This is a genomic window from Rhizobium sp. BK312, from assembly GCF_014193605.1.
In the GTDB taxonomy this organism is placed as follows: domain Bacteria; phylum Pseudomonadota; class Alphaproteobacteria; order Rhizobiales; family Rhizobiaceae; genus Rhizobium.
Window position 1 is genome coordinate 114,154 of the sequence record NZ_JACHZP010000002.1, and the last position, 25,026, is coordinate 139,179.

General features: G+C 60.5%; 21 protein-coding genes and 1 pseudogene. 13 read left to right on the plus strand and 9 right to left on the minus strand.

Annotated elements, in window-relative coordinates; all coding sequences use genetic code 11:
• Position 1: 1 nt before the first annotated feature.
• The 5 genes from FHT85_RS05240 to FHT85_RS05260 are packed head-to-tail and all read right to left on the minus strand — an operon-like array spanning position 2 to position 4,985.
• Complete coding sequence (locus FHT85_RS05240) at positions 2-1,057, minus strand: ring-opening amidohydrolase (protein WP_112410224.1); 1,056 nt, start codon at positions 1,055-1,057, stop codon at positions 2-4.
• Positions 1,057-1,770, minus strand: a complete 714-nt coding sequence (locus FHT85_RS05245; protein ID WP_112410225.1) for a cysteine hydrolase family protein — start codon at positions 1,768-1,770, stop codon at positions 1,057-1,059. Before FHT85_RS05245 ends, FHT85_RS05240 begins: the two co-directional genes overlap by 1 nt.
• Positions 1,771-1,781: 11 nt before the next feature.
• Complete coding sequence (locus FHT85_RS05250) at positions 1,782-2,708, minus strand: ABC transporter permease (RefSeq protein ID WP_112398939.1); 927 nt, start codon at positions 2,706-2,708, stop codon at positions 1,782-1,784.
• Positions 2,708-3,838 (minus strand): ABC transporter permease, encoded by a 1,131-nt coding sequence (locus FHT85_RS05255; RefSeq protein WP_112336055.1) that lies wholly within the window; start codon positions 3,836-3,838, stop codon positions 2,708-2,710. The genes FHT85_RS05250 and FHT85_RS05255 overlap by 1 nt, the downstream gene beginning before the upstream one ends.
• A gap of 19 nt (positions 3,839-3,857) precedes the next feature.
• Entirely contained in the window at positions 3,858-4,985 is a 1,128-nt protein-coding gene (locus FHT85_RS05260) for a BMP family ABC transporter substrate-binding protein (protein ID WP_112398810.1), read from the minus strand.
• 338 nt (positions 4,986-5,323) lie between these two features.
• On the opposite strand from FHT85_RS05260, the gene FHT85_RS05265 reads away from it, so the two are divergent.
• From FHT85_RS05265 to FHT85_RS05300, 8 genes and pseudogenes are all read left to right on the plus strand, one after another.
• Positions 5,324-5,995 carry a GntR family transcriptional regulator gene (locus FHT85_RS05265; RefSeq protein ID WP_015343694.1) on the plus strand — a complete coding sequence of 224 codons (672 nt, stop codon included), beginning with the start codon at positions 5,324-5,326 and terminating at the stop codon, positions 5,993-5,995.
• A gap of 357 nt (positions 5,996-6,352) precedes the next feature.
• Positions 6,353-7,156: a MetQ/NlpA family ABC transporter substrate-binding protein gene (locus tag FHT85_RS05270; protein ID WP_112410226.1), complete on the plus strand. Its 804-nt coding sequence runs from the start codon at positions 6,353-6,355 to the stop codon at positions 7,154-7,156.
• Positions 7,144-8,301: a methionine ABC transporter ATP-binding protein gene (locus tag FHT85_RS05275; protein WP_112410441.1), complete on the plus strand. Its 1,158-nt coding sequence runs from the start codon at positions 7,144-7,146 to the stop codon at positions 8,299-8,301. Before FHT85_RS05270 ends, FHT85_RS05275 begins: the two co-directional genes overlap by 13 nt.
• Positions 8,282-8,935: a methionine ABC transporter permease gene (locus FHT85_RS05280; RefSeq protein ID WP_112336051.1), complete on the plus strand. Its 654-nt coding sequence runs from the start codon at positions 8,282-8,284 to the stop codon at positions 8,933-8,935. Before FHT85_RS05275 ends, FHT85_RS05280 begins: the two co-directional genes overlap by 20 nt.
• Before the next feature lie 28 nt (positions 8,936-8,963).
• On the plus strand, positions 8,964-10,223 hold the full coding sequence (locus tag FHT85_RS05285; RefSeq protein WP_112410227.1) for an SfnB family sulfur acquisition oxidoreductase: 1,260 nt from the start codon (positions 8,964-8,966) through the stop codon (positions 10,221-10,223).
• Complete coding sequence (locus FHT85_RS05290) at positions 10,214-11,473, plus strand: SfnB family sulfur acquisition oxidoreductase (protein ID WP_246779888.1); 1,260 nt, start codon at positions 10,214-10,216, stop codon at positions 11,471-11,473. Before FHT85_RS05285 ends, FHT85_RS05290 begins: the two co-directional genes overlap by 10 nt.
• Before the next feature lie 17 nt (positions 11,474-11,490).
• Positions 11,491-12,852, plus strand: coding sequence for an LLM class flavin-dependent oxidoreductase (locus FHT85_RS05295; protein WP_183774013.1), 1,362 nt, complete (start codon positions 11,491-11,493; stop codon positions 12,850-12,852).
• Positions 12,853-12,917: 65 nt separating this feature from the next.
• Positions 12,918-13,079: pseudogene (locus FHT85_RS05300) on the plus strand (SDR family NAD(P)-dependent oxidoreductase); the annotation flags it as partial.
• A gap of 116 nt (positions 13,080-13,195) precedes the next feature.
• Here FHT85_RS05300 and FHT85_RS05305 read toward each other — a convergent pair.
• Positions 13,196-14,644 (minus strand): aromatic amino acid lyase, encoded by a 1,449-nt coding sequence (locus FHT85_RS05305; protein ID WP_112410230.1) that lies wholly within the window; start codon positions 14,642-14,644, stop codon positions 13,196-13,198.
• A gap of 253 nt (positions 14,645-14,897) precedes the next feature.
• Positions 14,898-16,013: an NAD(P)/FAD-dependent oxidoreductase gene (locus FHT85_RS05310; RefSeq protein WP_112410231.1), complete on the minus strand. Its 1,116-nt coding sequence runs from the start codon at positions 16,011-16,013 to the stop codon at positions 14,898-14,900.
• A gap of 212 nt (positions 16,014-16,225) precedes the next feature.
• On the opposite strand from FHT85_RS05310, the gene FHT85_RS05315 reads away from it, so the two are divergent.
• Genes FHT85_RS05315 through FHT85_RS05330 form a run of 4 tightly spaced genes read left to right on the plus strand, consistent with a single transcriptional unit; the run spans position 16,226 to position 21,992 of the window.
• Complete coding sequence (locus FHT85_RS05315) at positions 16,226-18,307, plus strand: hydantoinase/oxoprolinase family protein (protein WP_112410232.1); 2,082 nt, start codon at positions 16,226-16,228, stop codon at positions 18,305-18,307.
• Between the two features lie 6 nt (positions 18,308-18,313).
• Positions 18,314-20,308, plus strand: a complete 1,995-nt coding sequence (locus FHT85_RS05320) for a hydantoinase B/oxoprolinase family protein (protein WP_112410233.1) — start codon at positions 18,314-18,316, stop codon at positions 20,306-20,308.
• Positions 20,305-20,628 carry a (2Fe-2S)-binding protein gene (locus FHT85_RS05325; RefSeq protein ID WP_112336043.1) on the plus strand — a complete coding sequence of 108 codons (324 nt, stop codon included), beginning with the start codon at positions 20,305-20,307 and terminating at the stop codon, positions 20,626-20,628. The genes FHT85_RS05320 and FHT85_RS05325 overlap by 4 nt, the downstream gene beginning before the upstream one ends.
• Positions 20,625-21,992 carry an NAD(P)/FAD-dependent oxidoreductase gene (locus tag FHT85_RS05330; RefSeq protein ID WP_112410234.1) on the plus strand — a complete coding sequence of 456 codons (1,368 nt, stop codon included), beginning with the start codon at positions 20,625-20,627 and terminating at the stop codon, positions 21,990-21,992. Before FHT85_RS05325 ends, FHT85_RS05330 begins: the two co-directional genes overlap by 4 nt.
• A gap of 29 nt (positions 21,993-22,021) precedes the next feature.
• Here FHT85_RS05330 and FHT85_RS05335 read toward each other — a convergent pair whose 3' ends face one another.
• Positions 22,022-22,930: a LysR family transcriptional regulator gene (locus FHT85_RS05335; RefSeq protein WP_112410235.1), complete on the minus strand. Its 909-nt coding sequence runs from the start codon at positions 22,928-22,930 to the stop codon at positions 22,022-22,024.
• Positions 22,931-22,989: 59 nt separating this feature from the next.
• Positions 22,990-24,315, minus strand: coding sequence for an NAD(P)/FAD-dependent oxidoreductase (locus FHT85_RS05340; RefSeq protein ID WP_112410236.1), 1,326 nt, complete (start codon positions 24,313-24,315; stop codon positions 22,990-22,992).
• Positions 24,316-24,540: 225 nt separating this feature from the next.
• Here FHT85_RS05340 and FHT85_RS05345 point away from each other — a divergent pair, with 225 nt between their 5' ends.
• Entirely contained in the window at positions 24,541-25,017 is a 477-nt protein-coding gene (locus FHT85_RS05345; protein WP_015343674.1) for an Lrp/AsnC family transcriptional regulator, read from the plus strand.
• Positions 25,018-25,026: the final 9 nt, after the last annotated feature.

Consider the following 25,026-nt stretch of genomic DNA (forward strand, 5'->3'; position numbering starts at 1 on the left):
CTCAATGCTCCTTTTCGACAATGATGGCGACGGGACCACCGCCGGGAGGCCCTTGATGTTCGGCGCCGCCGGAGACGTAGAGATCCGTGATGCCGAAGAGGCCAGCGAGCACGCCGCCAACGAAGGCGCGCGCATGGCGCGTGCCTGAGATATCGGAATCGTCCAGCATCGTATGGCGCTTGCCACGAATCTTTCCGGTCGGATCCGGTTCGGCCTTGGCGAGAACGGCAGCGAGGCGGCTGTTGGCCGGCAGGCGTTCGTATGCCTCGCGCACCGCGGCTACATCGACGGCATCACGCATTACCGCATGGTCGATCGCCAGCGGCCCCGACCATCGATCGCTCATGCCGAGCACGATGATTTCGTGATCCGTCAATTCAACGCCGGCCGAGGCAGAGGCGCGGCGCGAGAAGAGTTCATGGCTGTAACAGATGTCGGTGTCGCGGAGCGCTCCTTCGTCAACCTCGCCGAGCGCGACCGCCACGCCGAGCGCCGATGCGCCGCGCGACAGGCCCATCGATTTCAACGTGTCGCGGGTGGCGAGTGTCTTTCCCTCGGCTTCAGCCGCGCTGATGCGGCTGAGCGTGAGGAGCGGGCATTTGATCTGGACGAAATGGACATCGCTTGGGTCGTCGATGCCGGCGTCACGCATCGCTACACGCACAGCTTCAGCCACAAGCAGAACCTGTTCGCGCCGTCCGAGATGTTGGGCTGGCAGCGAAGGCGTACGCGCAACCCCGATCGCCAGCGCGCGTTCGGCCGGCGCATCTACCACTTCTCGCGCGAACACCGTCCAGTGTGGCGAGAGTGCCCCCTCCGTCCCCCCGGACATGACGAGCGAGACGTCATCGGCGCCGTGCTGTCGAAAGAGTGTTTCGAAGCTGCGGGTAGCATAGCCGCGGCTGAAATCGTTAACGCAGCCATTGCCCTCGGTCTTGCCGAGTATAGCTACGACATTCTTGGCCGCCAGGCCGTCGGCAAAAAGCGCTTCGACCCCGGAGGTATCGTCCGGTCCTTGCGCAGAAACACGATAGACATGGGCACGTAGTGAAGGCATCAGGGCAATGCCTCGATCAAGGCCTTGGAATTGGAAACCGAGCCGAAGACGCCGCCCTGCATCTTCACCATCTTGATGGCGGCAAGGTGATTTCCGTAATCGGTCGCGCCACAGCAATCTTCGAGCAACAGGCACTCAAAGCCGCGATCATTCGCCTCGCGCATGGTGGTGTGAACGCAGACGTCGGTCGTGATGCCGGTGAGAATGATGTTCTCGATGCGCTTCTGGTTCAGGATCAGCTCCAGATCTGTAGCACAGAAGGAACCCTTGCCGGGTTTGTCGATGATCGTCTCGCCGTCTATCGGTTTCAGTTCCTCGATGATGTCCCAGCCGGGCTCGCCGCGCACGAGGATGCGGCCACAGGGGCCGGGGTCGCCGATGCCGGCATTGATGCGCTGCGAGCGCCAGCGCTTATTGGCAGGCAGGTCGGCAAGATCGGGGCGATGACCCTCGCGGGTATGAATGATATGATAGCCCTTGGCGCGCATGGCGGCTAAAACCCGTTTGATCGGCTCTATCGGCGCGCGTACCAGCGAAAGATCATAGCCCATGTGATCGACATAGCCGCCAGGCCCGCAGAAATCCGTCTGCATGTCGATGATGATGAGCGCTGTGTTGTCCGGTCTGAGGGCGCCATTATAGGGCCATTTATAGGGATCGGCGTTGATGTAAGTCAGTTTCTGAACGATGGCTGCGGCTGCGAGACTGTTCATGGCTGATCTTCCTATTTGGTGAGCGAAAGCGCGCCGGGAGCGCCGCTAAGCGCGCGGGTGGGCGAGGAGGTGATGATCATGATGACGAGCGTCAGCACGTACGGAGCGGCGTAGAAGAGATAATATCCCTGCGTCACGCCGACGGATTGCAAAGCTGGGCCAAGCGCGCCGGCACCGCCGAAGAGAAGTGCGGCAACGAAGCAGCCGATCGGGTTCCAGCGCGCAAAGATCACCAGCGCCACGGCCATCAGGCCCTGTCCAGAGGAGATGCGCTCGTTCCAGGAGCCTGGATAGTAGAGCGATAGATAGGCGCCGCCGATCGCAGCCAGCGAACCGCCGACAGCGGTTGCCAGCAGCCGGACACGATCGGGGTCGATGCCCATGGCGCGCGCCGCGTCCGTACTGTCGCCCACGACGCGCAGCATGAGGCCGATCCTGGTGTTCCTGAATGCCCACCAGAGGACGAGGGCGAGAGCTGCACCGAGAATAAAAAGGATGTTGATGTTCAACGCTGCCTGTACCGGCTGCAGGTTTGACCAGAAACCGAAGGGGATCGCCGGCAGGTGCGGCGCGACAGGCTGGATGAAGGACTTGCCGAGAAAGAAAGCGAGGCCGAGGCCGAATTGCATCATGGCGATGCCGATGGCGATGTCGTTGACCTTCGGCCATTTGCAGATCCAGCCGTGTACAGCGCCGAAGATCGCCCCGGTTGCCATCGCGCCGAGCACGCCGAGCCAGGCCGAACCGCTCATCACGGCGACCGCATAGGCCGTCATGGCGCCGAATACGAGCGTGCCTTCAAGGCCGAGATTGATGCGGCCGGAACGCTCGGTGATCGTCTCGCCGAGGCTGACGAAGATGAAGGGCGTCGAGACGCGGATCGCGCCGGCGAGGATGGCGAGAGGCACGCCCCAGAGACCGATTGCGGTATCGTCCATCATGCGCTCCTTTTCCAAAGGTCGGGATTGAAGATCTTGAAGCGGCCATAGAAGGTTTCGCCAAAAAGGATGACGACGAAGAGCGTGCCCTGCAGCACGAGGACGGTCGCGTCGGGCAGGCCCATGCGGCGCTGGATCAGGCCGCCGGATGCGTCGATGCCGCCGAGAAGGATGGCGACCGGGATGATCGCAAGCGGATTGTGACGCGCCAGGAAAGCGACAAGGATGCCGGTATAACCATACCCGGCGGCAAGCGAAGCATTGGCACTGCCCTGGACCGCGGCGACCTCGATCATGCCGGCAAGGCCGGCGAAGCTGCCGGCAATTGCCGTGAAACCGGCAATCAGCCGCCCCACGGGCAAGCCCTGGATCTGCGCGGCTCGAACATTGCCGCCAGCGATGCGAGCGGCGAAACCGTAACTGGTCATCTCGAGCAATATCCACGAGAAAACACAGGCGATAATGCCGATGACGAGGCCCCAATGCACGTCCATGCCTGGAATATTGCCGAGCATATAGTCGTGTGGCAGTGGCTTGGTGGAGGGCTTGTTGAGGCTTGCCGGATCGCGCAGCGGTCCTTCGACGAACTGGTTCATCAAGGCGATGGCTATATAGGCGAGCAGCAGTGAGGAGATGGTTTCGTTGACGCCGCGATAATGGCGAAGGAAGCCGGCAAGACCGATCCAAATGCCGCCGATTGTCATGGCGGCAAGCGCCATGAGGACAAGAACGATGATCGGCGACAACAGGCCGATGATCGGCAATGTGATCGCCGCGGCCGCCACACCGCCGAGGACGACGGCGCCTTCGCCGCCGATGATGACGAGACCGAGTCTGGCCGGCAGCGCAACGCAAAGCGCAGTGAGTAGCAGCGGGGAGGCGCGGCTCAAGCTGTTCTGGATGGAAAACCAGCTGCCGAAGCCGCCGGCATACATGAAGCGAAAGAGGTCGGCCGGCGATTTGCCGACGGCCAGGATGAAGAGGGAGAACAGTGCGAGGCCGACCAGGATTGCGCCAAGCGTGATCACCACAGGCTCGGCCCGTCGCGCGAGCCATTCGAGGGCCGGGCGCAGCTGCGCCCGCCTCTGCTGGACGATGGACAATGCGGGCTCGTTGACTTCAACCGTCATGACGGTTCTCCCTCGATAATCAGGCCGTGGAGCCGACAACGCCTTCGACGAGATAGTTCATGCTTTCGAGTTCGATTGCGTCCTCGGCGAAGCTCTTGTCCGAGGTGATGACGACATTGCCCTTGTTGTCCTTGATCGGGCCTTTGAAGACCGAGAATTTTCCCGCCATCATCTCGGCAAGCGTCGCCTCGAATTTCTTGCGGGATTCATCCGAAACGCCGGGGCCGAGCGGGCTCATCTTGACGAAGCCGTCCTTCAGACCGCCGCGAACGAAATTGCCGAGCTTTCCGCCGGCCTGCGCCTTCTTGACGAAATCGGAGTACACATTCCCCCAGGCCCACTCCGCGCCAGTCAGATACTTCGCCGGTGCAAGGGGGCTCTGGTTGGCGTGATAGCCACAGACGAAGGCACCGCGGCCGGCGGCGGTTTCGACGACAACCTTCGGGCTGTCGACATGGCAGGTGATGACATCCGCCCCCTGGTCGATCAGCGCGTTGGTCGCTTCGGCCTCCTTGACAGCCAGTGACCATTCGCCCGTGAAGATCACCTGGCAGGTGATGGCCGGATCGACGGAGCGCGCGCCGAGCAGAAAGGCGTTGATGTTTTGCAAAACCTGCGGGATCGGCTTGGCTGCAACAAAGCCGATCTTCTTGCTCTTCGTGGCATAACCGGCGGTCACGCCGTTCAGATATTGACCCTGGAAAATGTAACCGAAATAGGAGCCGGTATTGACCGGGTTTTTGTCGGCCTGCCAGAGACCGCCGCAGTGGCGGAACTGGATGTTGGGATATTTGGCGGCCATGGCCAGCATATGCGGGTCGAAATAACCGAATGAAGTCGGGAAGATCAGCGTGGCACCGTCAAGGTTGATCATCGATTCCATCGTCTTTTGAACATCGACGGTTTCAGGGACGTTTTCCTCTTCGACTACGGTGACACCAGGAAGCGCCTTGACGACGGCAGCGCCTTCGGCATGGGCTTGGTTGTAGCCATAATCATCTTTTGGGCCGACATAGATGAAGCCGACGGTGAGGGCGGTTTGGGCGTAGGCGCGAGATGACAGAAGGCCCGGCGCCACACTGGTGACTGCACCTGCAGCCGAAGCCTGGAGAAAGTTGCGGCGAGTCATGTGAAGGAGTCTGGTCATGGGAATGCTCCTTGGGGCTGGCGCCCGGTTCGTAAAAAGGATCACATGAAAGTGTATGCAATCATCATGCCAGATATTAAGTGAATGATATCATTGTATTAAAGTCTAATAGAAGTCTTAGCCGCAAAAAGTGTATGCAGATTCTATTGAAATAATGCCCTGAAATAAGCAATGCACTTTTTTTAATCTTCATTTTGCGAGGAACGCCGCAGAGACCAATTCGACAGAGATTTTCTGTTAAAAAATATCATTGAAAAACAACTAATTAAATTGACAATTGACTTTGGTTCGTTCGTGCATACATCTGTATGCAAGATGTTGAGGATTCGCCTATTTCTGTGAAGCAGATCAAGCGTAGGGAAGTTGTGAGGCCGGGAACGACCGTCGAACAGATGGTGCGGGCTGTGGCCGATATGATTGTAACGGGAGCGCTCCTGCCGGGCGAGAAGCTTGACGAAATAACGCTGGCGGCCCGCTTCGAGGTATCACGGACCCCGGTTCGCGAAGCCTTACGCGAACTTGGCGCGATGGGGCTTGTCGGCCGTGAACCGAACCGCAGTGCTGTTGTGACGAATGTTAGTGGTGCCTATCTGCATTCGATGTTTGAGGCAATGGCGGAGCTTGAAGCCATTTGCGCGCGCCTATCGGCGGAACGAATGACCGTTGATGAACGTCGCACCCTTGAGCGCCAACATCACGCTTCCGCCCGGCTGGTGCGTGCCGGCGCCGAGGAAGATTATGCCACATACAATGTCGAGTTTCACAATCAGCTCTATCGTGGCGCGCATAACGACCATATCCTCGAGCTTGTGACGCAAACGCGCGCCCGGCTTGCCCCCTTCCGTCGCGCACAATTCCGCCTTCCCGGACGCCTTGCCAAGTCCTTCGATGAGCACGATATCATCGTCACCGCAATCATGCGCGCAGACGCCCAGGCGGCCAGACAGGCGGCCTATTCGCATGTCGCCATCGTCAGCGATGCCAGCGTTGCTTTTGTCGAACATCGTTAGCGATTTGAAGTCTAGGTGACCGCCAGCCCATAGGGGGCACAGGACATAACGGCGAGTGCGTCATTATCGATGCGGAAACGCCTCATCCATCATGGTCAGAAGCGATCGGTAAGCCGGGACGTTATATCGTCCGGCTTACCGAAGCCGACAGGCTAGTCCACCTTTTTCCTGCTCCCGATGCAATAGGGCGCAGAAGAAGGATTGCGGCTTTTGCCTAAGCAGTTTTGAGAGACATCATGGCAAATCGGACGGACTGGAGAAAAAATATTCCATATAGCCTCGATGGTGGGTATTTCCGTCTTTGCCTATAAAATTTGTGGTCTTTATCTTCCGTGTCATTGAACCCGAGAGGACGACATGAGAATTCATATTGCAGGTCTTTTTTCCGCAATTCTACTTGCAGCGACGGGGGTTGCACAGGCCGAGACAATCAAAGTGGGCGTTGTGCCGGGCGTTTATGCCGACTCCATCGAGGCGGTGATCCCCGAGGCAAAGGCCAAGGGCTTGGATATTCAGGTTGTCGAATTCAGCGACTGGACGACGCCAAACATCGCGCTTCAATCCGGCGATATCGATGTCAACTATTTCCAGCATCAGCCGTTCCTGAACAATGCGATCAAAGAACGGGGCTATGAGTTTGTCAGCGCAGGCATCGGCGTTCTCGCCAATATCGGTATCTATTCTTTGAAGTACAAGAATTTTGCCGATGTGCCGCAAAATGGAAAGGTTGCGATCGCCAATGATCCCGTCAATCAAGGTCGTGGGCTGCTCCTGCTGCAAAAGGCTGGGCTTATCAAGCTCAGGGATGGCGCGGGCTTCAAGGGCACGCTCGACGATATCGTCGACAATCCCAAGAAGCTGACCTTCAACGAAGTCGAGGGTCCACAGCTTGCGCGCGTGACCGGTGATGTCGACCTGGCCCAGGGCTATCCGCACTTCATCGTCGCATCCAAGGCCTTCGATCCGAGCTCGGGCCTTATCTATTCCGGTGTGGACGACAAGCAATTTGCTATCATTTTTGCAGTACAAAAGCAAAAGGTAAATGATGCCGGGATTAAGGAGCTCGTGGCGCTTTATCAGAATTCGCCGGCCGTACGGGCAGCAATCAGCAAAGCATTCGCCAATGATCAGAAGCTTTATACGCTCCCATGGCTGAATTGATCGAGCGGATAAGGCAGGATCCGGAACACAAGACGGCGGCGAGCGGCGGCACCTTGCAGCACGCCGCCGCTGTCGGTCAGCCGCTGTCAAGCTCTCCGATGGGGTCGGTAGCTTTTGACGGTGTCGAGAAGATTTATTCGTCGGCGGCTGGTCCGGTCCATGCCCTCAAGAACATCAGCCTCGATGTGCCGGCGGGTGCGATCTACGGTATCATCGGGCGAAGCGGGGCCGGAAAATCCAGCTTGCTGCGGACTATAAACCGCCTGGAAAAGCCGACCGGCGGAAAGGTCTTGGTCGACGGACAAGACATTTCGGTGCTCGATGAGGATGCGCTGGTCGCGTTGCGACGACGCATCGGCATGATTTTCCAGCACTTCAATCTTCTCTCAGCCAAGACTGTCTGGGGCAATGTCGCTTTGCCATTGATCGTTGCAGGCGTGCCGCGCCGGCAGATCGAAGAAAGAGTGGCCGAAGTCCTGTCGCTGGTGGGATTGGAAGGTAAGGAGCGCGCCTATCCGTCGCGCCTTTCCGGTGGTCAGAAGCAACGCGTGGGCATTGCGCGCGCACTTGTTCATAGGCCGGAAATCCTCCTTTGCGACGAGGCGACATCGGCGCTCGACCCGGAGACGACGCTTTCCATCCTGGGGCTGCTCAAGGACATCAATCGCCGTCTCAAGCTGACCATCATTCTCATCACTCATGAAATGAGCGTCATCCGTGAGATCTGCGACCACGTGCTAGTTCTCGATGAGGGTGAGATTGCCGAAGCCGGGCCGGTCTGGCGCATTTTCGGCAATCCGCAGCATTCTGCCACGCAGGCGCTCTTGCGACCCCTCAACCGCGAAATCCCGGAGGATATAGCCAGGCATCTGCGATCTTCGCTGCGCAACGAGCATTCGCAGGCTATCTGGGAACTGGTCTATACTGGTGAGGGTGGCTTGGAACCCGACCTTTCTAGAATAGCCAGCGCGACCGGCGCTTCCGTGCGGTTGCTGCAGAGCTCGCTCGACCGCATTGAGGGTCGCGTTCACGGCCGGCTGTTGATTGCAGTACGCCGGACGGGGAGCAATCCGACGGTCCCCTCGCAATTTGCCGATCTTGCTCATCAAGTCAGGGTATTGGGTTATGTCGACCATGATGTATGAACGCCTGTGGCAGGCGTTTCTTGATACGATTGCGATGGTCGGTGCTTCCGCTCTCATCGCATTTATCGCCGGCATTCCTCTTGCCGTCTTCCTAGTGCTTTCGGCGTCTGGCGGCCTCATCCATGCGCCGCGGTTGCATGGCATTCTCGCCGCAATCATCAACGGCTTTCGGGCCACGCCGTTCATCGTTCTCCTGGTGGCGTTGTTGCCATTGACGCGATGGCTCACCGGAACGACGATTGGTGTGTGGGCCGCCGTCGTGCCGCTTTCCATCAGCGCTACGCCGTTTTTTGCGCGCATTGCCGAAGTCAGCCTCCGCGAGGTCGACGGCGGGTTGATCGAAGCTGCCCAGGCGATCGGCTGCCGACGCTGGCACATCGTGCGCCATGTGCTTCTGCCAGAAGCGCTTCCGGGCATCGTCGGCGGCTTTACCATCACCATCGTCAGCATGATCGGCGCCTCGGCCATGGCAGGCGCGGTGGGCGCAGGCGGTCTCGGAGACATGGCGATCCGCTATGGCTATCAGCGCTTCGATACCACCGTCATGGCAGTGGTCATCGTCGTGCTCATTGCCATGGTCTGTTTGGTGCAGTTCGCAGGCGACCATGCCGTGCGGCGCCTGCGAGCGCGCTAATATCAGCGACAATATCCGGAGTAGCTCCATGACTGAACCTGATGCCGTGCCGGCTGCGTCCGGCTCGAAAGAAGAAAGCACCATCAGGCGCCCCTTGCCACCGCGTACTCCACATCTGATCCGCTCGGATGCCGAGGCGCTGGAGATTGCCCACGGCCTCGCGGTTCGTTTCGCGGCGGGTGCGGCAGAACGGGACCGCGTTCGTCGCCTTCCTTGGGATGAGGTGGAGGAATATACCGCAAGCGGCCTCGGCGGCATCACAGTGCCGAAGGAATTCGGCGGCGCCGACGTCTCCTGCGTAACGCTTGCCAAGGTCTTCGAAATCCTTTGCGCACCCGACCCTGCACTCGGTCAGATTCCGCAGAACCAGTTCGGCGTGCTGGCGCTGCTGCGCGATGTGGGGTCGCCACAGCAGAAAGCCCGTATCTACGGCGATATCCTTGCCGGTTATCGCATCGGCAATGCAGGGCCTGAGCGTGGCCAGAAGGCGATCAACCACAGCTCAACTCGCCTGGCGCGCGGGGCAGATGGATTAAGATTGACCGGGCGGCGCTTTTATTCCACTGGCGCCATTTTCGCTCATTGGATTCCGACGCGCGCCGTCGACGATGACGGGCGTGCGATCCAGGTCTGGGCTGCCTATGACGCGCCGGGCGTGCGCGTCATCGACGATTGGTCTTCTTTCGGCCAGCGTACGACGGCCAGCGGCTCGGTGGAATTTACAGACGTACCGATAGATGAAGCTTTGGTTTTCCCAGTCTGGTCCTATGCGGACAGACCCGGTATCTCCGGTCCCGTCTCGCAGCTCATTCAGGCGGCGATCGATTCCGGCATAGCAGCGGCCGCGATTGCCGATGCGGTGACCTTTGTCCGCGATCACGCAAGACCTTGGATGGATTCCGGCCTGCAGTCGGCCAGCGAGGATCCGACGATCCTGCATGAAATCGGTGACCTCCATGTGGATTTGCACGCAGCGCAAGCACTTCTTTATGAAGCGGGTGCCGTTATCGACGAGGTGGCAAAGGCGCCTGTCGGCGAAGCGGAGAGCGCCAGAGCCTCTGCCGCCGTTGCCGAAGCCAAGATATTGACGACGGAAGTCGCGCTGAAGGCGGCTGAAAAGCTCTTCGATGTCGCGGGATCCGCGGCGACGCGGGCCGCCCACAATCTGGATCGGCATTGGCGAAATGCGCGCGTGCATACGCTTCACGACCCCGTACGCTGGAAATATCATTTGCTCGGTAATTATCAGCTCAACGGCATATTCCCGGCCCGCCATCAATGGAACTAGCGAGGAAAACCGTGACTGATACCGACTTTCGCATCCCCGTCGAACCCGCACCGCCGCCGCTGCGGCGACCCGATCTCATCTCCGACGACGAGCAGGCGATCGCGGTGGCAACCGTCCTGGCGGCAGAATTTGCCGCCGGTAGCGCGGAACGGGACAGGGATCGCGTCTTGCCATGGCGTGAACTGGAGCGTTTCAGCGAAACTGGTTTGTGGGGCATTACCGTGCCGCGTGAGTTCGGCGGTGCTGATGTGTCGACGCACACGTTAGCTCAGTTGATTGCCATTATCGGTGCCGCGGATGGATCGCTGTCGCAGATTCCTCAAAACCACTTTTACGCGCTTGAAGTCTTGCGTGTCGGAGCCTCGGTCAAGCAACAACGCTTCTTTTTCGAGCGCGTACTGGCGGGCGAACGTTTTGGCAATGCGCTGGCGGAAATCGGCCAGCGCGATTTCAAGCGACGTACCCGGCTTTTTCGCGAGCGGGGAAAGTGGATAGTTCACGGGCAAAAATTTTACTGCACAGGCGCCATTTACGCGCACTGGATTCCGACCCTTGTCGTTGCTGAGGAGGACGCAAGGGACGTCGCTTATCTCGCCTTCATCCCACGAAATGCACCCGGTGTGACGATCGTCGACGATTGGGACGGCTTCGGGCAGCGGGTTACCGGAAGTGGCTCGGTCGGATTCGATCAGGTGGAGATCGATCCGGAATGGATCGTCCCCTTTCAGTCTTCCTTCGAACGCCCGACGACGATCGGTCCGGTCGCTCAAATCATGCATGCGGCCATCGATCTTGGCATAGGGCAGGGTGCCTATCGGGAAATGTTGCAGTTCATCCGCGAACGGGCCCGGCCCTGGCTGGATTCAAAGGTCGAACGTGCCTCGGAAGATCCCTTGACGCTGCAAAACGTCGGGAATGTCTGGCTGCGGCTGCGGGCTGCGGAAGGCTTGCTCAAGCGAGCCGCAGACGCAACGGATGCGGCTCGTGCTGATATGACCGAGGACAGCGTTGCCCACGCCTCGATCGCCGTTGCGGAAGCGAAGATATTGACGACCAAGGCAAGCCTGCTTGCCGCCAACAAGCTGTTCGAGCTGTCTGGCACCTCATCGACGCTTTCGGATGACAACTTCGATCGCTATTGGCGTAATGCCCGCACCCATACGCTGCATGACCCGGTGCGCTGGAAATATCAGGCCATCGGCAACTATTATCTCAATGGCAAACGGCCACCGCGCCACGGCGCGATCTGAAATCGGAATAGCTGAAGATGGCGACCAGGAAAAAACAGATATTGCTCAATGCGTTCAACATGAACAGCGTCGGGCACATCAATCACGGACTATGGGCGCATCCCAGGGATCAGTCGCATCGCTACAAGACACTCGACTATTGGATCTCGCTTGCCGCCACGCTGGAACGCGGGCTGTTCGACGGTATCTTTCTTGCCGACATCTTGGGCGTCTACGACGTCTATCAGGGCTCCGCCGATTTGACGCTTCGTGAATCCATTCAGTTGCCGGTCAACGATCCTCTCCTGCTCGTCTCCGCGATGGCGGCCGTGACCCGGAACCTTGGATTTGGCATCACCGTCAATGCCAGTGCTGACGCGCCGTATATTTTCGCCAGACGGATCTCGACCCTGGATCATCTAACCGATGGCCGCGTCGGCTGGAACATCGTGACGGGCTATCTCGACAGCGCGGCGCGCGGCCTGGGTCTTGACAACCAGATCGAGCATGACACCCGCTATGATCGCGCCGATGACTATCTCGACCTGCTCTACAGGCTGTGGGAGGAAAGCTGGGAGGACGATGCGGTCTTGATCGACAAGGAAAGGCGTATCTATGCCGATCCATCAAAGGTACACGTGATCGACCATCAAGGGCCGTTTTACCGCTCGCAGGCCTATCACCTGGCCGAACCGTCGCCCCAGCGCACGCCGGTTCTTTATCAGGCCGGAACGTCCGGCCGTGGGAAGCAGTTTGCAGCGCGACATGCTGAATGCGTCTTCATCGCAGCCCCTGACAAGAACTCCGCTCGCGCGGCCTCCCGTTCGTTGCGCGAGGCAGTGGCGGCGGCGGGCAGAAAGCCAGAGGACATAAAGATCTTCCTTGGTATCACCGTCATAACCGATCGCTCCGTCTCGGCGGCACGAGACAAGCACGCAGAATATCTGCGGTATGCCAATCCGGAGGCGGGGCTTGCGCATTTTTCGGCCGGCACGGGCATCGATTTTTCCAGGTACGATCTCGATGAGACCATCATCTACGGCAAATCCAATGCGAGCCAATCGGCAACGCAGATTGCTCAACAACGCGGCTGGACAAAGCGACAGTTGCTGCAGGAGCTCGCCATGGGTGGGCGTTACCCGGTCGTTGTCGGCGATGCCACGGAGGTTGCCGATGAGCTTTCGTCATGGATGGATGAAGGCGAGATTGATGGTTTCAATCTTACCCGCACGGTCGTGCCGGAGAGCTTTGAGGACTTTATCGACATTGTGGTGCCGGCGCTTCAGGAGCGCGGCCTCTACAAAACCGCTTATGAACAGGGCTCGCTTCGCAGAAAGCTTTTTGGTGAAGGTGACAGATTGCCGGATCGCCACATAGGGGCATCCTTTCGCCGTCCATGATCAGCCAGATCGGGCACGAGCAAACGCTGAACGCATGTTGAGGTCGGCGCCATCCACGAAAGGGCATGATTGCTCCCTTAGCCAGCAGCTTACGTCGCCAATATGGACGCATCGATATCCTGGTCAATAACTCGGGTGTCTATGAGTTTGGTCCGCCGGAAACGGTCACCGAAGCGCAGTTCTACAAGATGTTCGACAGCAACGTGCTTTATCTGCTCCTAGTCAGGCAGGCGGCTACGGACTGGCCTTCCCCTGGCGATGACATCGAAGCTCTCGTGATCAGCCAGGCGACCGTTCATGAGAACAAGATCCTGGTGATGACTGTGCGAAGACGCAGGGGGCGTCAGGGTGTGAATGCCTTCGAGGTGAACAGTGTTGCCAGGCGCGACAACTCCGGCCCGAGAACGCGATCGTCATCGACCGGAGGCACGACGCCGCGCACCTCCGAAACGAAATCATGCAATGCAGCCGGCGCCTGACGGCCGGTAACGTGAAGTGCCTGCGAAGCGATCATGGCAAGGCTCGCCAGGCAGGCGTCCAGGCAGCGGCCCGCTCGTTCTTCCTTGGCCCAGGCCAGGAAGGCGGTGGCGGCGACATCGTCCTGACCTGATCCTGCCGATTCCGTGCCGGGTATAAAGGTCCGCTGTGCGGCGAGTTTCGCCTGTTCGAGATATCCGGTTGTCGCCATCGGCACGTAGCCGAGGCTGCCGTGGCCATCGCTGTCGCTCGGATGACGGCCGACCATCAGCATGTCGGGCAGATGCGACACCGCGCCGTTCAGGAGCTTGGAGCCATGGCGGTCACACAGGAGGCAGATGTCGGCCCAGATGGCGGCAAGATCATCCAGCGCCGGCGCGGCCATCGCATTATGATAGCCACCCGTGCTGATGCACCGGCCGAGCGGATGCTCCTTGTCGGGCGGAATGTAGACTGGGTTGTCCGAGGCCGAGGCAAGCGACAGATTTGCCGCGCGCTCGGCGGCGGAGACGGCGCGATGGGCATGGCCCAGCACGCGAGGCACGATGCGATAGCTCACCGGAGCCTGATAGTTGCGGCGATCGCTGCCGGCGCCCGCGAGAAGCGTGCGCAATGCGCGAAGGGCGGCTGCTTCATGTTCGTCGCCCCAGAGCTGCTCTAGCGCTGCGTCATAATGCTCCATAGGCGCGCGGAACGCCTCGATCGACAGGGCGAAGACCTGTTCCACAAGATGAAGACGCCGCCGCGCTGCAAGGGCAGCATCCGCCAGAAGGGCCGCCGCGCAGGGCGAGCCGTTGATGAGGGATCCTCTTTCCTTGACTTCGAGGTCGAAGCGAGCCGTCAGCTCGGCAAACAGTGGATAGAGCGCAAGAATTTCTCCGGCGCCGCCTTGGCCTGACGATGCGACTGTCGGCAACGGAGAGCCATCGAGCATGTCGGCGACCGCCAGCGCGATACGTGGGGTGGTCGCAGCGTTGCCCTCGATGAAATTAGTAAGACGGGCAAACACCATCGCCCTGACGACACGTTCGGGATAGGGATCGCCGAAGGATGTCGCGGCGGCAAAGGCCTTGATCCGGGCGTGGCGGTCGCGCTCTTCCCGGGAAAGACGCGTGCTTGCCAGCTCTCCCATCGCCGTCGTGACACCGTAGATCATGATCGTCGGATCATTGTCGATCAGCAGCAGGAATGCTTCACGGCAACGGGCAATCTCGGCGATGGCCGCGTCGGAGATCTTCACATTCTCCCCCTGCCAGGCGACGCGAAGAACGGACTGGAGATTGATATCTGCCCTTTTCGTCAAAGTGACTGTCATGTTCGTTCCTTGAGGTAGGCGGGAATTGCATGGTGCTTGAGCGCGAATTGTTCATCGCTCACCGGAGGCGTCAAGCGGCGACAGGCACCTTCGCCGCTTGTTACGGCGCTATTCGCTGTGCACGATCCCTCTCGCCCTGACATCCAGATGAAAGCGGATCTCGGAGAGCGATCCCAAGTGCTTATGCGGCTCCGTCGTCGATTGTTGACGAAACCAGTTTAGCAGAAGCCGGCGAGGCAAATCGGCCTGAAAGTCAATTCGGCTTTGCGAAGCGCTCGATGCGGAACTCCTGCAGCGGAATATCCGTTTTCCCTGTCGCCATGATTTCCGCCATGACGTCGCCAACGCCGGGTCCGAGTTGGAAACCATGGCCGGAAAAGCCGAATGCGTGGAAGAGCCCCGGTGTCGTCGATGACCATCCCATCACCGGAAGGCCATCCTCGACATAGCCCTCGCAACCCGACCAAGTGCGTATGACCGCAACGTTTTTCAGCGCCGGCAAAATCGGCAGCAGCGAACGAAGCTGTCCCGGCAAGCGAGCCGGGTCTGCCTTGGCGTATCCGGTATCGAGTGAAACGTCGGTGCGCTCGGCGCCGCCACCGAAGACGATGTTGCCCCGTTCCACCTGCCGCAGATAACCGCCTCCGTGATCATGTGCCCAGACGCCGACGACCGCGAGAATGCGATAGGGGAGAGGTTCCGTCACGCCCATTTGCGGACCTTTGGCAACGATCGGAACCTCCTCCCCGAACAGGCTTGCGATGCGCGCACCCCAGGCACCCGTGGTGTTCAGCAACATCGAGGCTTCATGCGAACCCTTCGACGTTTCGACCTGAAATCCACAGGCACTTTTTCTGATGGCGCCGATGCCGACATTTTCGACGATGTCGGCGCCCAATTTTCGGGCGGCATGAGCGAAAGCCGGTGCGATAAGACGCGGATTGCCGCTTCCATCCTTCGGGGAAAAGGATGCCGCGATCGCATCGGGGCCAAGACCGGGAAAGCGAGACCGCACGTCTTTCGTGGTCAGCTCCTCCAGCTCCAGTCCCCACGGCCGGGCCTCCTTGACGAAGGATCGCATCGCGGCAAGCCCTTCCTGGCTGAACGCCAGCCGTAGATGGCCGGTTGCGCGGAATTCCACGTCTCGTCCCAGCATGGCCTCGGCCTCTCGCCACAGGGCAAGCGAGCGGTGAGCAAGCGGCAATTGCGGAATATACCGGCCGCTTCGTCTGACGTTGCCGAATGACGCTATCGTAGCGCCGCTCCCGACCCGATTGCGTTCGATAAGTGTCACGCGGATGCCGCGCCGGGCGAGAAAAAAGGCGGAGGCAGCTCCCATGAGCCCGCCGCCCAGCACGATAGCATCCATTGAGGATCTCCAGGGGCTGAAAACAGTCCCCATCCTGTCCGACCCGGCTCGGCGCTGTCAAAGTCGGGATTACGCAATGCCCATAAGTCCGGCCTATGGGGTTTGCCGGTCGTCAGAGCATAAGTCCGGCTTATGACATTTGGCGTTTTCGCTCTTGGACCTTGCCGACCCGTCCATGCCAGTTTCGGAACAGGCAAAGGAAAGGAACGGATATGGCGGATGCGGCAAGACAAGCAGTAGAGGCTTCGCAGCAGGATTGGAAGATCGGCGTCGATATTGGCGGCACCTTCATCGATTTCTGCGCGCTGGAAAGCCGCTCCGGTCGCATTGCTTCATTGAAGGTGCTGACAACGCCCGATGATCCGGGTGCGGAGTTGATGACCGGGCTTTCCCTGCTTGCCGAGCGCGAGGGGTTGCAGCCGGAGGCAATCAGTCGCTTCGTTCACGGCACCACGGTCGGTATCAACACCGTCATTCAGAGACGCGGCGTGTCGCTCGCGCTCCTGACGAATGCCGGGTTCGAAGATGTCATCGAGCTCGCACGGCTGAAAATGCCTGACGTCTATTCTCTTTTCTGCTCGCGGCCGGAACAGCTGATCGCACGCGACATGATCTTCGGCATCCCCGCGCGCTTGCGGGCCGATGGCAGCGAAGCGCGGGCGCCGGACATGAAAGCGGTTGCCGCGGCGGTGGCTGCCGCAAGAGCCAAGGGCGCGGCGGGCATTATCATATCCTTTCTGCATTCCTGGCGCGACGATGCTCAGGAAACCGCCATCAAGAGCGAAATCGAAAAACTCGCACCCGATCTCTTCGTTTTCACCTCCTCGGAAGTGTGGCCGGTCATTCGCGAATACGAGCGCACGACGACCGCGATCCTCAACGGCTACGTCCATCCGAGGGTTTCGGGTTACCTGACGGCTCTCGAAGACAAGCTCGCATCGCGCGGAGTGAAGGCGCCGGCCCTGCTGACGAAATCGAACGGCGGCGTCATGAACGCGGCGGAAGGAAAGCGTTCCTGCGTCCAGATGCTGCTTTCCGGTACGGCCTCGGGCGTGATCGGCGCCGCCTGGCTGGCGCGTCTCGCCGGTGAGAAACATGTCCTCACCCTTGACATCGGCGGCACCTCGGCAGACTTCGCGTTGATCATCGACGGCGAGCCGCAATTCGGGACAGGCGAATTGATCGGCGAGTTTCCGCTTCACATTCCCTCGGTCTCCGTCAGCTCCATAGGCGTCGGCGGCGGTTCCATTGCCAGCATCGACGCTCATGGCGTCTTGCGGGTCGGGCCTGAATCGGCCGGCTCGACGCCCGGTCCCGCCTGTTATGGCCGCGGCGGCACGCAAGCGACCGTGACCGATGCCATGGCCGTCTGCGGCTGGCTGGGGCACAGCGAAATGGCCTACGGTCAGTTGCAGGTCGATGTCGGGCTGGCGCGCGCAGCCGTCTCGACGCTTGCCGAGCGTATCGGTCGCTCGGTTGAAGAGGTGTCCCAGGCTATTCTCGATATCGCTATCTCGGAGATGTTCGTCGAGGTAGAGAAGCTGGCATCGCGGGCCGGGGTCGACCTGCGGGAGTTTACCCTCATGCCGTTCGGCGGTGGCGGCCCGATGCTGGGCGCGTTCCTTGCTCGCGAATTCCGCATGGCCAAGGTCATCGGACCGCCACGTCCGGGGGTGGTGTCGGCTCTCGGCGGTCTGGTCGCGGATCTGCGCGGCGACTTCATCAAGACGGTCTTCACGCATCTATCGCCGGCAGCCGTGCCGTTGCTGCGCGGTTCCTTGGAGGCGCTGTCGGACGAAGGGCGGAGCTGGCTCATCAAGCAGGGCCATGAAGGACCTGCCGAATTGCGGATTTCCGCCGACATGCGCTATGTCGGTCAAAGCTTTGAAATCGAGGTTCCGCTGCAGGCGGCCTGGGTAGCGGAAGGCAATCTCGCCGCGATGGAAGAGGCGTTCCATGCCATGCACGCCCGCCTCTATGATTTTGCCGACCCGGACGGCGGGATCGAGATCGTCAATCTCCGTCTGTCCGCCATCGGCGCCGGGCCGGCGCCGCAAACGACCGTCGGCCTCGACGAGATTGTCGGCATGGCCGAGCCGGAACGCGAAATACCGGTTTATACCGGCAAGGCATTCGAATGGATCGGGCTATACCGGCGGGACCAATTGCATCCGGGCGGCCGCTTCAGCGGCCCCGCCGTCGTAGCCCAGGACGATACGACTTTTGCCATTCCTGCCGGCACGCAGGTGACGATCGACCGCCACCTGAACCTTCATCTCACCTTTTCGGAGTAACGGCCCATGTTCGACCGTTCGAACCTTCAAGTGTTTGCCAACCATACCCGGGCTGCCGCCGAAAACATGGCCTATACGCTGCAGCGGACGGCACATTCGGCCTTCGTCAAGGAGACGGAGGATTTTACCGTCATGCTGATCAATCGCAAAGGGGAAACCTTCGGCGTCCCGATGAGCCTTGGCGCGACCTGGTATCCGGGGCTTACCTATACCCGGGCCATCGAAATGGTCGGGGATTACAAGCCGGGCGACGTTGCCTTTACCAATGATCCCTATTCCTGTTTCGTGGCGACGCACGCACCGGACACGCATCTCTGGAAGCCGGTTTTTTATGACGGCGAGATCATCGCCTGGACCGGCGGGCATATCCACAATACCGACATGGGCGGTGCCGTGCCGGCTTCCCTGTCGCGCGCGTTAACCGAGATCCATCAGGAAGGCATTCGCTTTCCGCCGATGAAGCTGGTCAACGAAGGCATCTTCGATGAAAACATCCTCAAAATCATGACTACGAATGTGCGTAAACCAGACCTCAACATCGGCGACATCAAGGCGTTGGTGGGGGCGCTCAACACCGGTGAGCGCAAGATCCTGGCGATGGTCGAAAAATTCGGCAAGCAGGCATTTCTCGAAGGCGCTGACGTGCTTCTCGATCACGCTGAAGCGCAGGCGCGCGATCTCCTGCGGACAATGCCGGATGGCACGTGGGAATTCGTCGATTATGCGGATGAGGATTCCGTCGAGGCCAATCCATGCCGCCTGAAGCTGACGCTGACGATCAGGGGCGATGCGGCGATCCTCGATTTTACCGGATCCGATCCGCAGCTTGGCTCGTCGCTCAACGTTCCCTCGGGCGGCGATCCGCGCCACACCATGCTGCTGGTCGGCGTCTACTATATTCTCTATACGCTGAACCCCAAGATCCTGCTCAACACCGGGCTGACCCGTCCTTTCACCTGCATTGCGCCGCAGGGAAGTGTTCTCAATCCGGTATCGCCGGCGGCTGTCGGTATGCGTTCGCTCACCTGCGCGCGCTTGCGGTCCGTGATCTTCGGCGCCTTCTGCCAAGCGGTTCCCGAGTTGTTGCCCGCCGCGCCGGCCGGCAACAATTGCATCGTCAACGTCATGACCACGGACGAGCGGACGGGCCGTAGCGTGATCGCCGCCGTCAACCCGGTGGTCGGCGGCGGCGGCGGGATGCCGCATCGCGACGGGACCAACGGTTCGGGTGCCGATGCAGGTTATCTGAAGAATACGCCGATCGAAATCACCGAAACCGAAGTGCCGATCGAGTTCGTCAAATACGGGCTTGCCAAAGACAGCGGTGGGGCCGGCCGTTGGCGTGGGGGTCTTGCGACCGAGATGGCGTTCCGCGTGTTCTCGCCCGGAAGCCGTATCACGGCCCGCAACCGCGACCGCAGCTTCTTCCGCCCCTGGGGTGTGCTCGGCGGCAAGGCGGCAGGGCTTTCCGACATGGTATTGAACCCGGGCCATGAGGATTATCGCCGGCTCGGCAATATCGATACCGCCGTCCTGCAGCCGGGCGATGTGCTCGAGATCCGTTCGGCCGGGGGCGGCGGTCGCGGAAATCCGCTTGAGCGCGAGGCCTGGCGCGTGCTGCAGGATGTGGAGCGCGGCTATGTTTCCTTGGAAGTGGCCGAGCGCGATTATGGCGTAGTCATTGGCGACGGCAAGGTGGACGAAGCCGAAACATCCCGTCTCAGGGCATCGCGCACGAGTCCAACGGCCCACTTTCACTACGGTGACGAGCGTGAAGGCTACGAGGCACAATGGACACCCGCGGCCTATAACCTGCTCACGGATATTCTCGCCTGTCTTCCGATCCATTGGCGCTTCTTCACCAAGACGGAGATTTTCCGCCGAATGAAGGGACGTGCGGGACATGAGGGCGTTGCCGCGGCTTTTGCCGATGTCCGCGCCCGGTTCCCGGAAATGCCGGAGGTTCGTCTTCAAATCAAAGAGGTGGAGGCGGCCGAATGAGCAAGGGGCCGCGTCCGACTGGAGAAACGGGGCGCATCGTCCGTCTCGCCGAACAGGACCGGCCATCCGTCCGCTTCCTGCTTGACGGCATAGAACGGGAAGCTTTGGCCGGTGACACGGTACTGACGGCGATGCTGACATTCTCACAGGTTCTTCGGCAATCCGAATTCGGGCCGGAGGGGAGGGCCGGCTTCTGCCTGATGGGCGCCTGCCAGGATTGCTGGGTCTGGCAGCAGAATGGAATCCGTCTGCGCGCCTGTTCGACCCTCGTCGGCAACGGCATGTCCCTGTTAACCCGGGCGCCGGGAGATTGGCCATGACGACGAATGATCGGAAGGCAACGGTGATTGTCGGCGCTGGTCCGGCGGGCATCCGCGCAGTCGAGCTTCTGGTAGCCGCCGGTATCCGGCCCGTCGTGATTGACGAGGGGATGAGGGCGGGCGGCCAGATATATCGCCGGCCACCGGCGGGGTTTATGCGGTCAGCCCAGCAGCTCTATGGTTCGGAGGCCGGCAAAGCCCTTGCCCTTCATTCCCTCTTCGATTGTATGGTCGCTCGCGGCGAGGTCGAATACCATCCTCAAAGTTCAGCGATGGCGCTCGCGGACAATATGCTGCAGGTGCTGACGCCCGCTGGCCGCTGGGAATTCGCCTATAACAGGCTGATACTGGCAACCGGCGCGACTGATCGGCTGGTGCCGATACCTGGCTGGCAGGCGCCCGGCGTCTATAGCCTCGGAGCTGCGCAGATCGCCCTGAAGGCGCAGGGCGTCGCCTTGGGGCGAAGGATCGTTCTCGCGGGTTCCGGCCCCCTGCTGACCCTCGTTGCGGCCCAGCTTCTGAAGGCCGGAGCGAATGTTGCTGCCGTTCTCGATACCGCCTCGCTTCGAAACCAGATCCTTGCGCTTCCGCACATGATGGCAAGGCCGGCTCTGGTCCTGCGGGGCCTGGCGATGCGGATGAAACTCGGCCTGATATATCGCGCGGGCGTGACGCTGACGGATATCGTCAGCGACGAGACCGGACCGACGGCTGTTCGCTGGCGGGATGCCGGCGGGGGCGAGCATCGCACCGAATGCGATATGGTCGGCATTGGCTGGCACCTGAGAGCCGAAACGCAGCTTGCAGGCCTGGTCCGATGCGCGTTCGATTACGATCCGGGCTGGGCCCAATGGCTCCCACGGGCGGATCGAATGGGCCGAGCTGCAGATGGCGTATATCTTGCTGGCGATGGCCTGAGGATCCTTGGCGCCGATGGCGCGGAGGTTGCGGGACGGCTTGCCGCGAGCGCCTGCCTTGCCGATATGGGATTGCCTTATCCCAATCCGGCACGGGACCTCCGGCGGCTCGCCCGCTATGAACGCTTTGCTCGCGCCCTTGCCCGCGCTTTCCCCTGGCCTGCCGGCATGGTCCGATCCGTTCCCGATGAAACGATGGTCTGCCGCTGCGAAGGCATCAGCGCCGGCGATCTGCGTGAAAGCGTCGACCATGCCGGGGGTGAGGCAAACCGGGTGAAGTCAATGGTGCGGGTGGGTATGGGACGATGCCAAGGACGGTTTTGTCAGCTCGCCGGCGCCGAACTGATTGCGGAGCGTGCGGGAATCCCGGTTTGCGAGGTCGGTCGCCTGCGTGAGCAGGCGCCTGTTCGTCCGCTGCCTATCGGATCCTGGATAAACGAGACCTGACCAAGTTCGTTTGGCTATGCCGACGCGATTTACTCCGGCGCGGCTTCGCCATTCTTCAGCACGCCGGCGCAGGCCTGGCGCAAATAGTCGCGCATCATAAGGTGGCTACCCGTCAAGGGGCGGTCCCGGCTGGTCAGCAGCGCGATCGGAACTGTCTTTCGTGGCAACAGCGGCCGGCGCACAAGGCCGGGAAACTGTTCCCACGGCAGCAGACCATCGACGATCGCGACACCGAAACCATTGCGGACGAAGGGCAAGGCGGTAATAGAGATATCGATTTCGATTGCGGGATTGAACGACTGATTTTCTAAAGCTGCGGCGTTGGCAAGCAGCTGGCCGGGGAAGGTATCGGCGCGGTAGGAGATCAGCGTCTCGTTCTGAAGATCGGCGAAGGTGATGTAGTCGCGCGCGGCAAGATGGTGCCCTTCCGGCACGATGCAGATGAGTTCGGCATATCCGAGCGTTTCGACATCGATGCCAGGCCGCGCAATATTGTTCATGACGATGCCGAGTGGGGCATCGCCATTGCGGATCATATCGACGACATTGATCAGCGGTGCGATCAGCGAACGGACGACGATATCCGGATATGTCGTTCTGAAGGCGAGAAGTGCCTTGGGAACGATCGACATGGCCGGCGGTGTCGTGGCCGCGATCCTGATCAAGCCGGTCCGCCCGAAGCGCATGTCGGTCGTTCGGCGCCGAAGCGCTCCGAGCTCGGAAAAGATGCGTTCGGCCTCCGGATATAATTCTTCAGCCTCTCTCGTCGGGACCAGCTTGCCGCGCACGCGGTTGAAGAGTTTGAACCCCAGCTGGTCTTCGGCATGCAGCAGGATTTGGCTTAGCGCCGGCTGCGTGATGTTGAGCATGGCGGCAGCGCCGGTCACAGTTCCGGATCGCATCAGCATGCAGAAGACTTCGAGCTGACGGGCCTGCATCAGGAAAATCCGTATTGTCTGGTTCGGTTGCCGGCGAAGTCTAGCATGGGTGACCCATTTCAGAAGTCGGCTACCTTGCCCCATGCGGATTGCAGGAAACGGTCTGGGTGATAGGGTTTCGGGTCGACCATCGGCGTGACGGCGGTGACGATATCGGCGATCAGGTGGCCGGCACCCGGTCCGATGCCGAAGCCGTGGCCGCTGAAACCGGCCGCCAGCACGAAGCCCGGTATGGATGCGATTTCGCCTATGCCGGGCACGCCGTCAGGGGTGGAATCGATATAGCCGGCCCAGCTTGCGGTGATGCGGCGGTTTGCGATGGCAGGAAGCAATTCGCGCGCACGGTCATAGGTAAGCTGGATCGTGCCTCTATCGACGGCCGGATCGAGGATACGCATCCGCTCCATCGGCGTCGGCTGGTCCAGACGCCAGCGCGCCAGGCTTTCGTGGCCGCTGCGAAAGCCCTCGACGCCGCCCAGCGAAAGCGCGCGCCAGCGGCGAACGAACATCGGCAGAAACTGTGCGCCAAACCGAATGTTCTGCGGCGTGGGATCGACGCGGCCCCGCCCGCTGATCGCGAGCGTATGGCCGCCATCGCCTCTGCGCGTCACCGAAACATACGCAGTATGAAGAGCATCCGGGAGCTCGCCGTTGCCGGGGCTGACGGAAAGGATCGATGAGCGGATCGACGCCTGCGGAAAGCGAACGCCAAGCTGACGGCAGAAGGACGAAGCCCAGGCGCCGCCCGACAGGACGGCAACCTTGGTCTTGATCGTGCCTTCCTCGGTCACGACGGCGGAGAGCTTCCCGCCTTCGGTTTCTATGCCGCGCGCCGCGCAATTCTGGCGTAGGCAGCCCCCCAGCTTCATCAGGGCGCGAGCGACAGCCGGGGCGGCGTTGGCGGGATCGGCAATGCCATCGGTTGGGGAAAAGACCCCACCCTTCCAGGTGCGGCCGGTCGCCTTGCCGCGTTCGCTGGCCTGAGCGCTATCCAGCATATGCGTGGTCACGCCCATGCCGCCGGCAAAGTCGCGCCAACGGGCCCATCCGGCAAGCTCTTCGTCACTATTGCTCAGATAGAAGAGGCCGCAGCGGCGAAAGCCGGTGTTCTCTCCGCTCTCCGCGGCGAATCGGTCCCAAAGCTCCAGGCTTTTCGTCGCCATCGGCAGCTCGCGGGCATCGCGGTTCTGCTGCCTGCACCAGCCCCAGTTGCGGCTGGACTGCTCGGCGCCGACGCGACCTTTTTCGAGGAGAACGACTTTGAGGCCCCGCTTTGCCAGATAATAGGCGGTAAAAACGCCGACAATCCCAGCCCCGATGACGACGACATCGGCAGAGGCCGGCAATTCCGGCGAGTTTTCGACAAGGGTAAGCGGTGCGGGCATGGATGCGGGTCTCCTATCGAGCCGACAGCATAGCCAAATGATCGGACATGAAGCTGCCGCACAACCGCGCCATGCGGCATAAGATTCTGCTCAGGGGGAACCAAGCGGTCGATTGTGCCGGTTCGATTCCTGCAGAATGAAATAGACAAGATGGACCATGGTGTTATGCTCAATCTTCGAGAATTCGCAGCATAAAATGCCGCCTTAAATGGGAAAGATCTGCCGATGAAGCTCGACCGTATCGACATCAAGATCCTGTACGAACTTCAGAAGAACGGCCGCATCACCAATGTCGAATTGGCGGAACTGGTCAACCTGTCGCCGAGCCCCTGTCTGATGCGAGTGAAGAAGCTGCAGCAGGAAGGCTATATCGAGGGATACTCGGCCCAGATCAATATCGGTAAACTTGGCCAGACGCTGACAGTCTTTACGGAAGTCACGCTCAAGAACCATCGGCAGATCGATTTCGCCCGTTTCCTTTCGGCAGTCGAAAAGGTCGATCAGGTCATCGAATGCCACCTCGTTTCGGGTGGCTACGACTATATGCTGAAGTTCGTGACGGCTGGGATCGGAGAATATCAGACGATCATGGAACGCCTAACCGACCTGGATATCGGCATCGACAAGTATTTCAGCTTCGTGGTGCTCAAGTCGCCGATCGTCAAGGCGCACATGCCCTTGACCAGCCTGTTTCCCATGTAGCGCCCAGTT

Bases quoted from the DNA above. Each gene is read 5' to 3' on its own strand.
- FHT85_RS05295 (WP_183774013.1), top strand. From the start codon at position 11,491: ATGGCGACCAGGAAAAAACAGATATTGCTCAATGCGTTCAACATGAAC.
- FHT85_RS05280 (WP_112336051.1), top strand. From the start codon at position 8,282: ATGTCGACCATGATGTATGAACGCCTGTGGCAGGCGTTTCTTGATACG.
- FHT85_RS05290 (WP_246779888.1), top strand. From the start codon at position 10,214: ATGGAACTAGCGAGGAAAACCGTGACTGATACCGACTTTCGCATCCCC.
- FHT85_RS05340 (WP_112410236.1), bottom strand. From the start codon at position 24,315: ATGCCCGCACCGCTTACCCTTGTCGAAAACTCGCCGGAATTGCCGGCC.
- FHT85_RS05270 (WP_112410226.1), top strand. From the start codon at position 6,353: ATGAGAATTCATATTGCAGGTCTTTTTTCCGCAATTCTACTTGCAGCG.
- FHT85_RS05275 (WP_112410441.1), top strand. From the start codon at position 7,144: ATGGCTGAATTGATCGAGCGGATAAGGCAGGATCCGGAACACAAGACG.
- FHT85_RS05325 (WP_112336043.1), top strand. From the start codon at position 20,305: ATGAGCAAGGGGCCGCGTCCGACTGGAGAAACGGGGCGCATCGTCCGT.
- FHT85_RS05345 (WP_015343674.1), top strand. From the start codon at position 24,541: ATGAAGCTCGACCGTATCGACATCAAGATCCTGTACGAACTTCAGAAG.
- FHT85_RS05305 (WP_112410230.1), bottom strand. From the start codon at position 14,644: ATGACAGTCACTTTGACGAAAAGGGCAGATATCAATCTCCAGTCCGTT.
- FHT85_RS05240 (WP_112410224.1), bottom strand. From the start codon at position 1,057: ATGCCTTCACTACGTGCCCATGTCTATCGTGTTTCTGCGCAAGGACCG.
- FHT85_RS05255 (WP_112336055.1), bottom strand. From the start codon at position 3,838: ATGACGGTTGAAGTCAACGAGCCCGCATTGTCCATCGTCCAGCAGAGG.
- FHT85_RS05310 (WP_112410231.1), bottom strand. From the start codon at position 16,013: ATGGATGCTATCGTGCTGGGCGGCGGGCTCATGGGAGCTGCCTCCGCC.
- FHT85_RS05260 (WP_112398810.1), bottom strand. From the start codon at position 4,985: ATGACCAGACTCCTTCACATGACTCGCCGCAACTTTCTCCAGGCTTCG.
- FHT85_RS05250 (WP_112398939.1), bottom strand. From the start codon at position 2,708: ATGGACGATACCGCAATCGGTCTCTGGGGCGTGCCTCTCGCCATCCTC.
- FHT85_RS05245 (WP_112410225.1), bottom strand. From the start codon at position 1,770: ATGAACAGTCTCGCAGCCGCAGCCATCGTTCAGAAACTGACTTACATC.
- FHT85_RS05315 (WP_112410232.1), top strand. From the start codon at position 16,226: ATGGCGGATGCGGCAAGACAAGCAGTAGAGGCTTCGCAGCAGGATTGG.
- FHT85_RS05330 (WP_112410234.1), top strand. From the start codon at position 20,625: ATGACGACGAATGATCGGAAGGCAACGGTGATTGTCGGCGCTGGTCCG.
- FHT85_RS05335 (WP_112410235.1), bottom strand. From the start codon at position 22,930: ATGCAGGCCCGTCAGCTCGAAGTCTTCTGCATGCTGATGCGATCCGGA.
- FHT85_RS05320 (WP_112410233.1), top strand. From the start codon at position 18,314: ATGTTCGACCGTTCGAACCTTCAAGTGTTTGCCAACCATACCCGGGCT.
- FHT85_RS05285 (WP_112410227.1), top strand. From the start codon at position 8,964: ATGACTGAACCTGATGCCGTGCCGGCTGCGTCCGGCTCGAAAGAAGAA.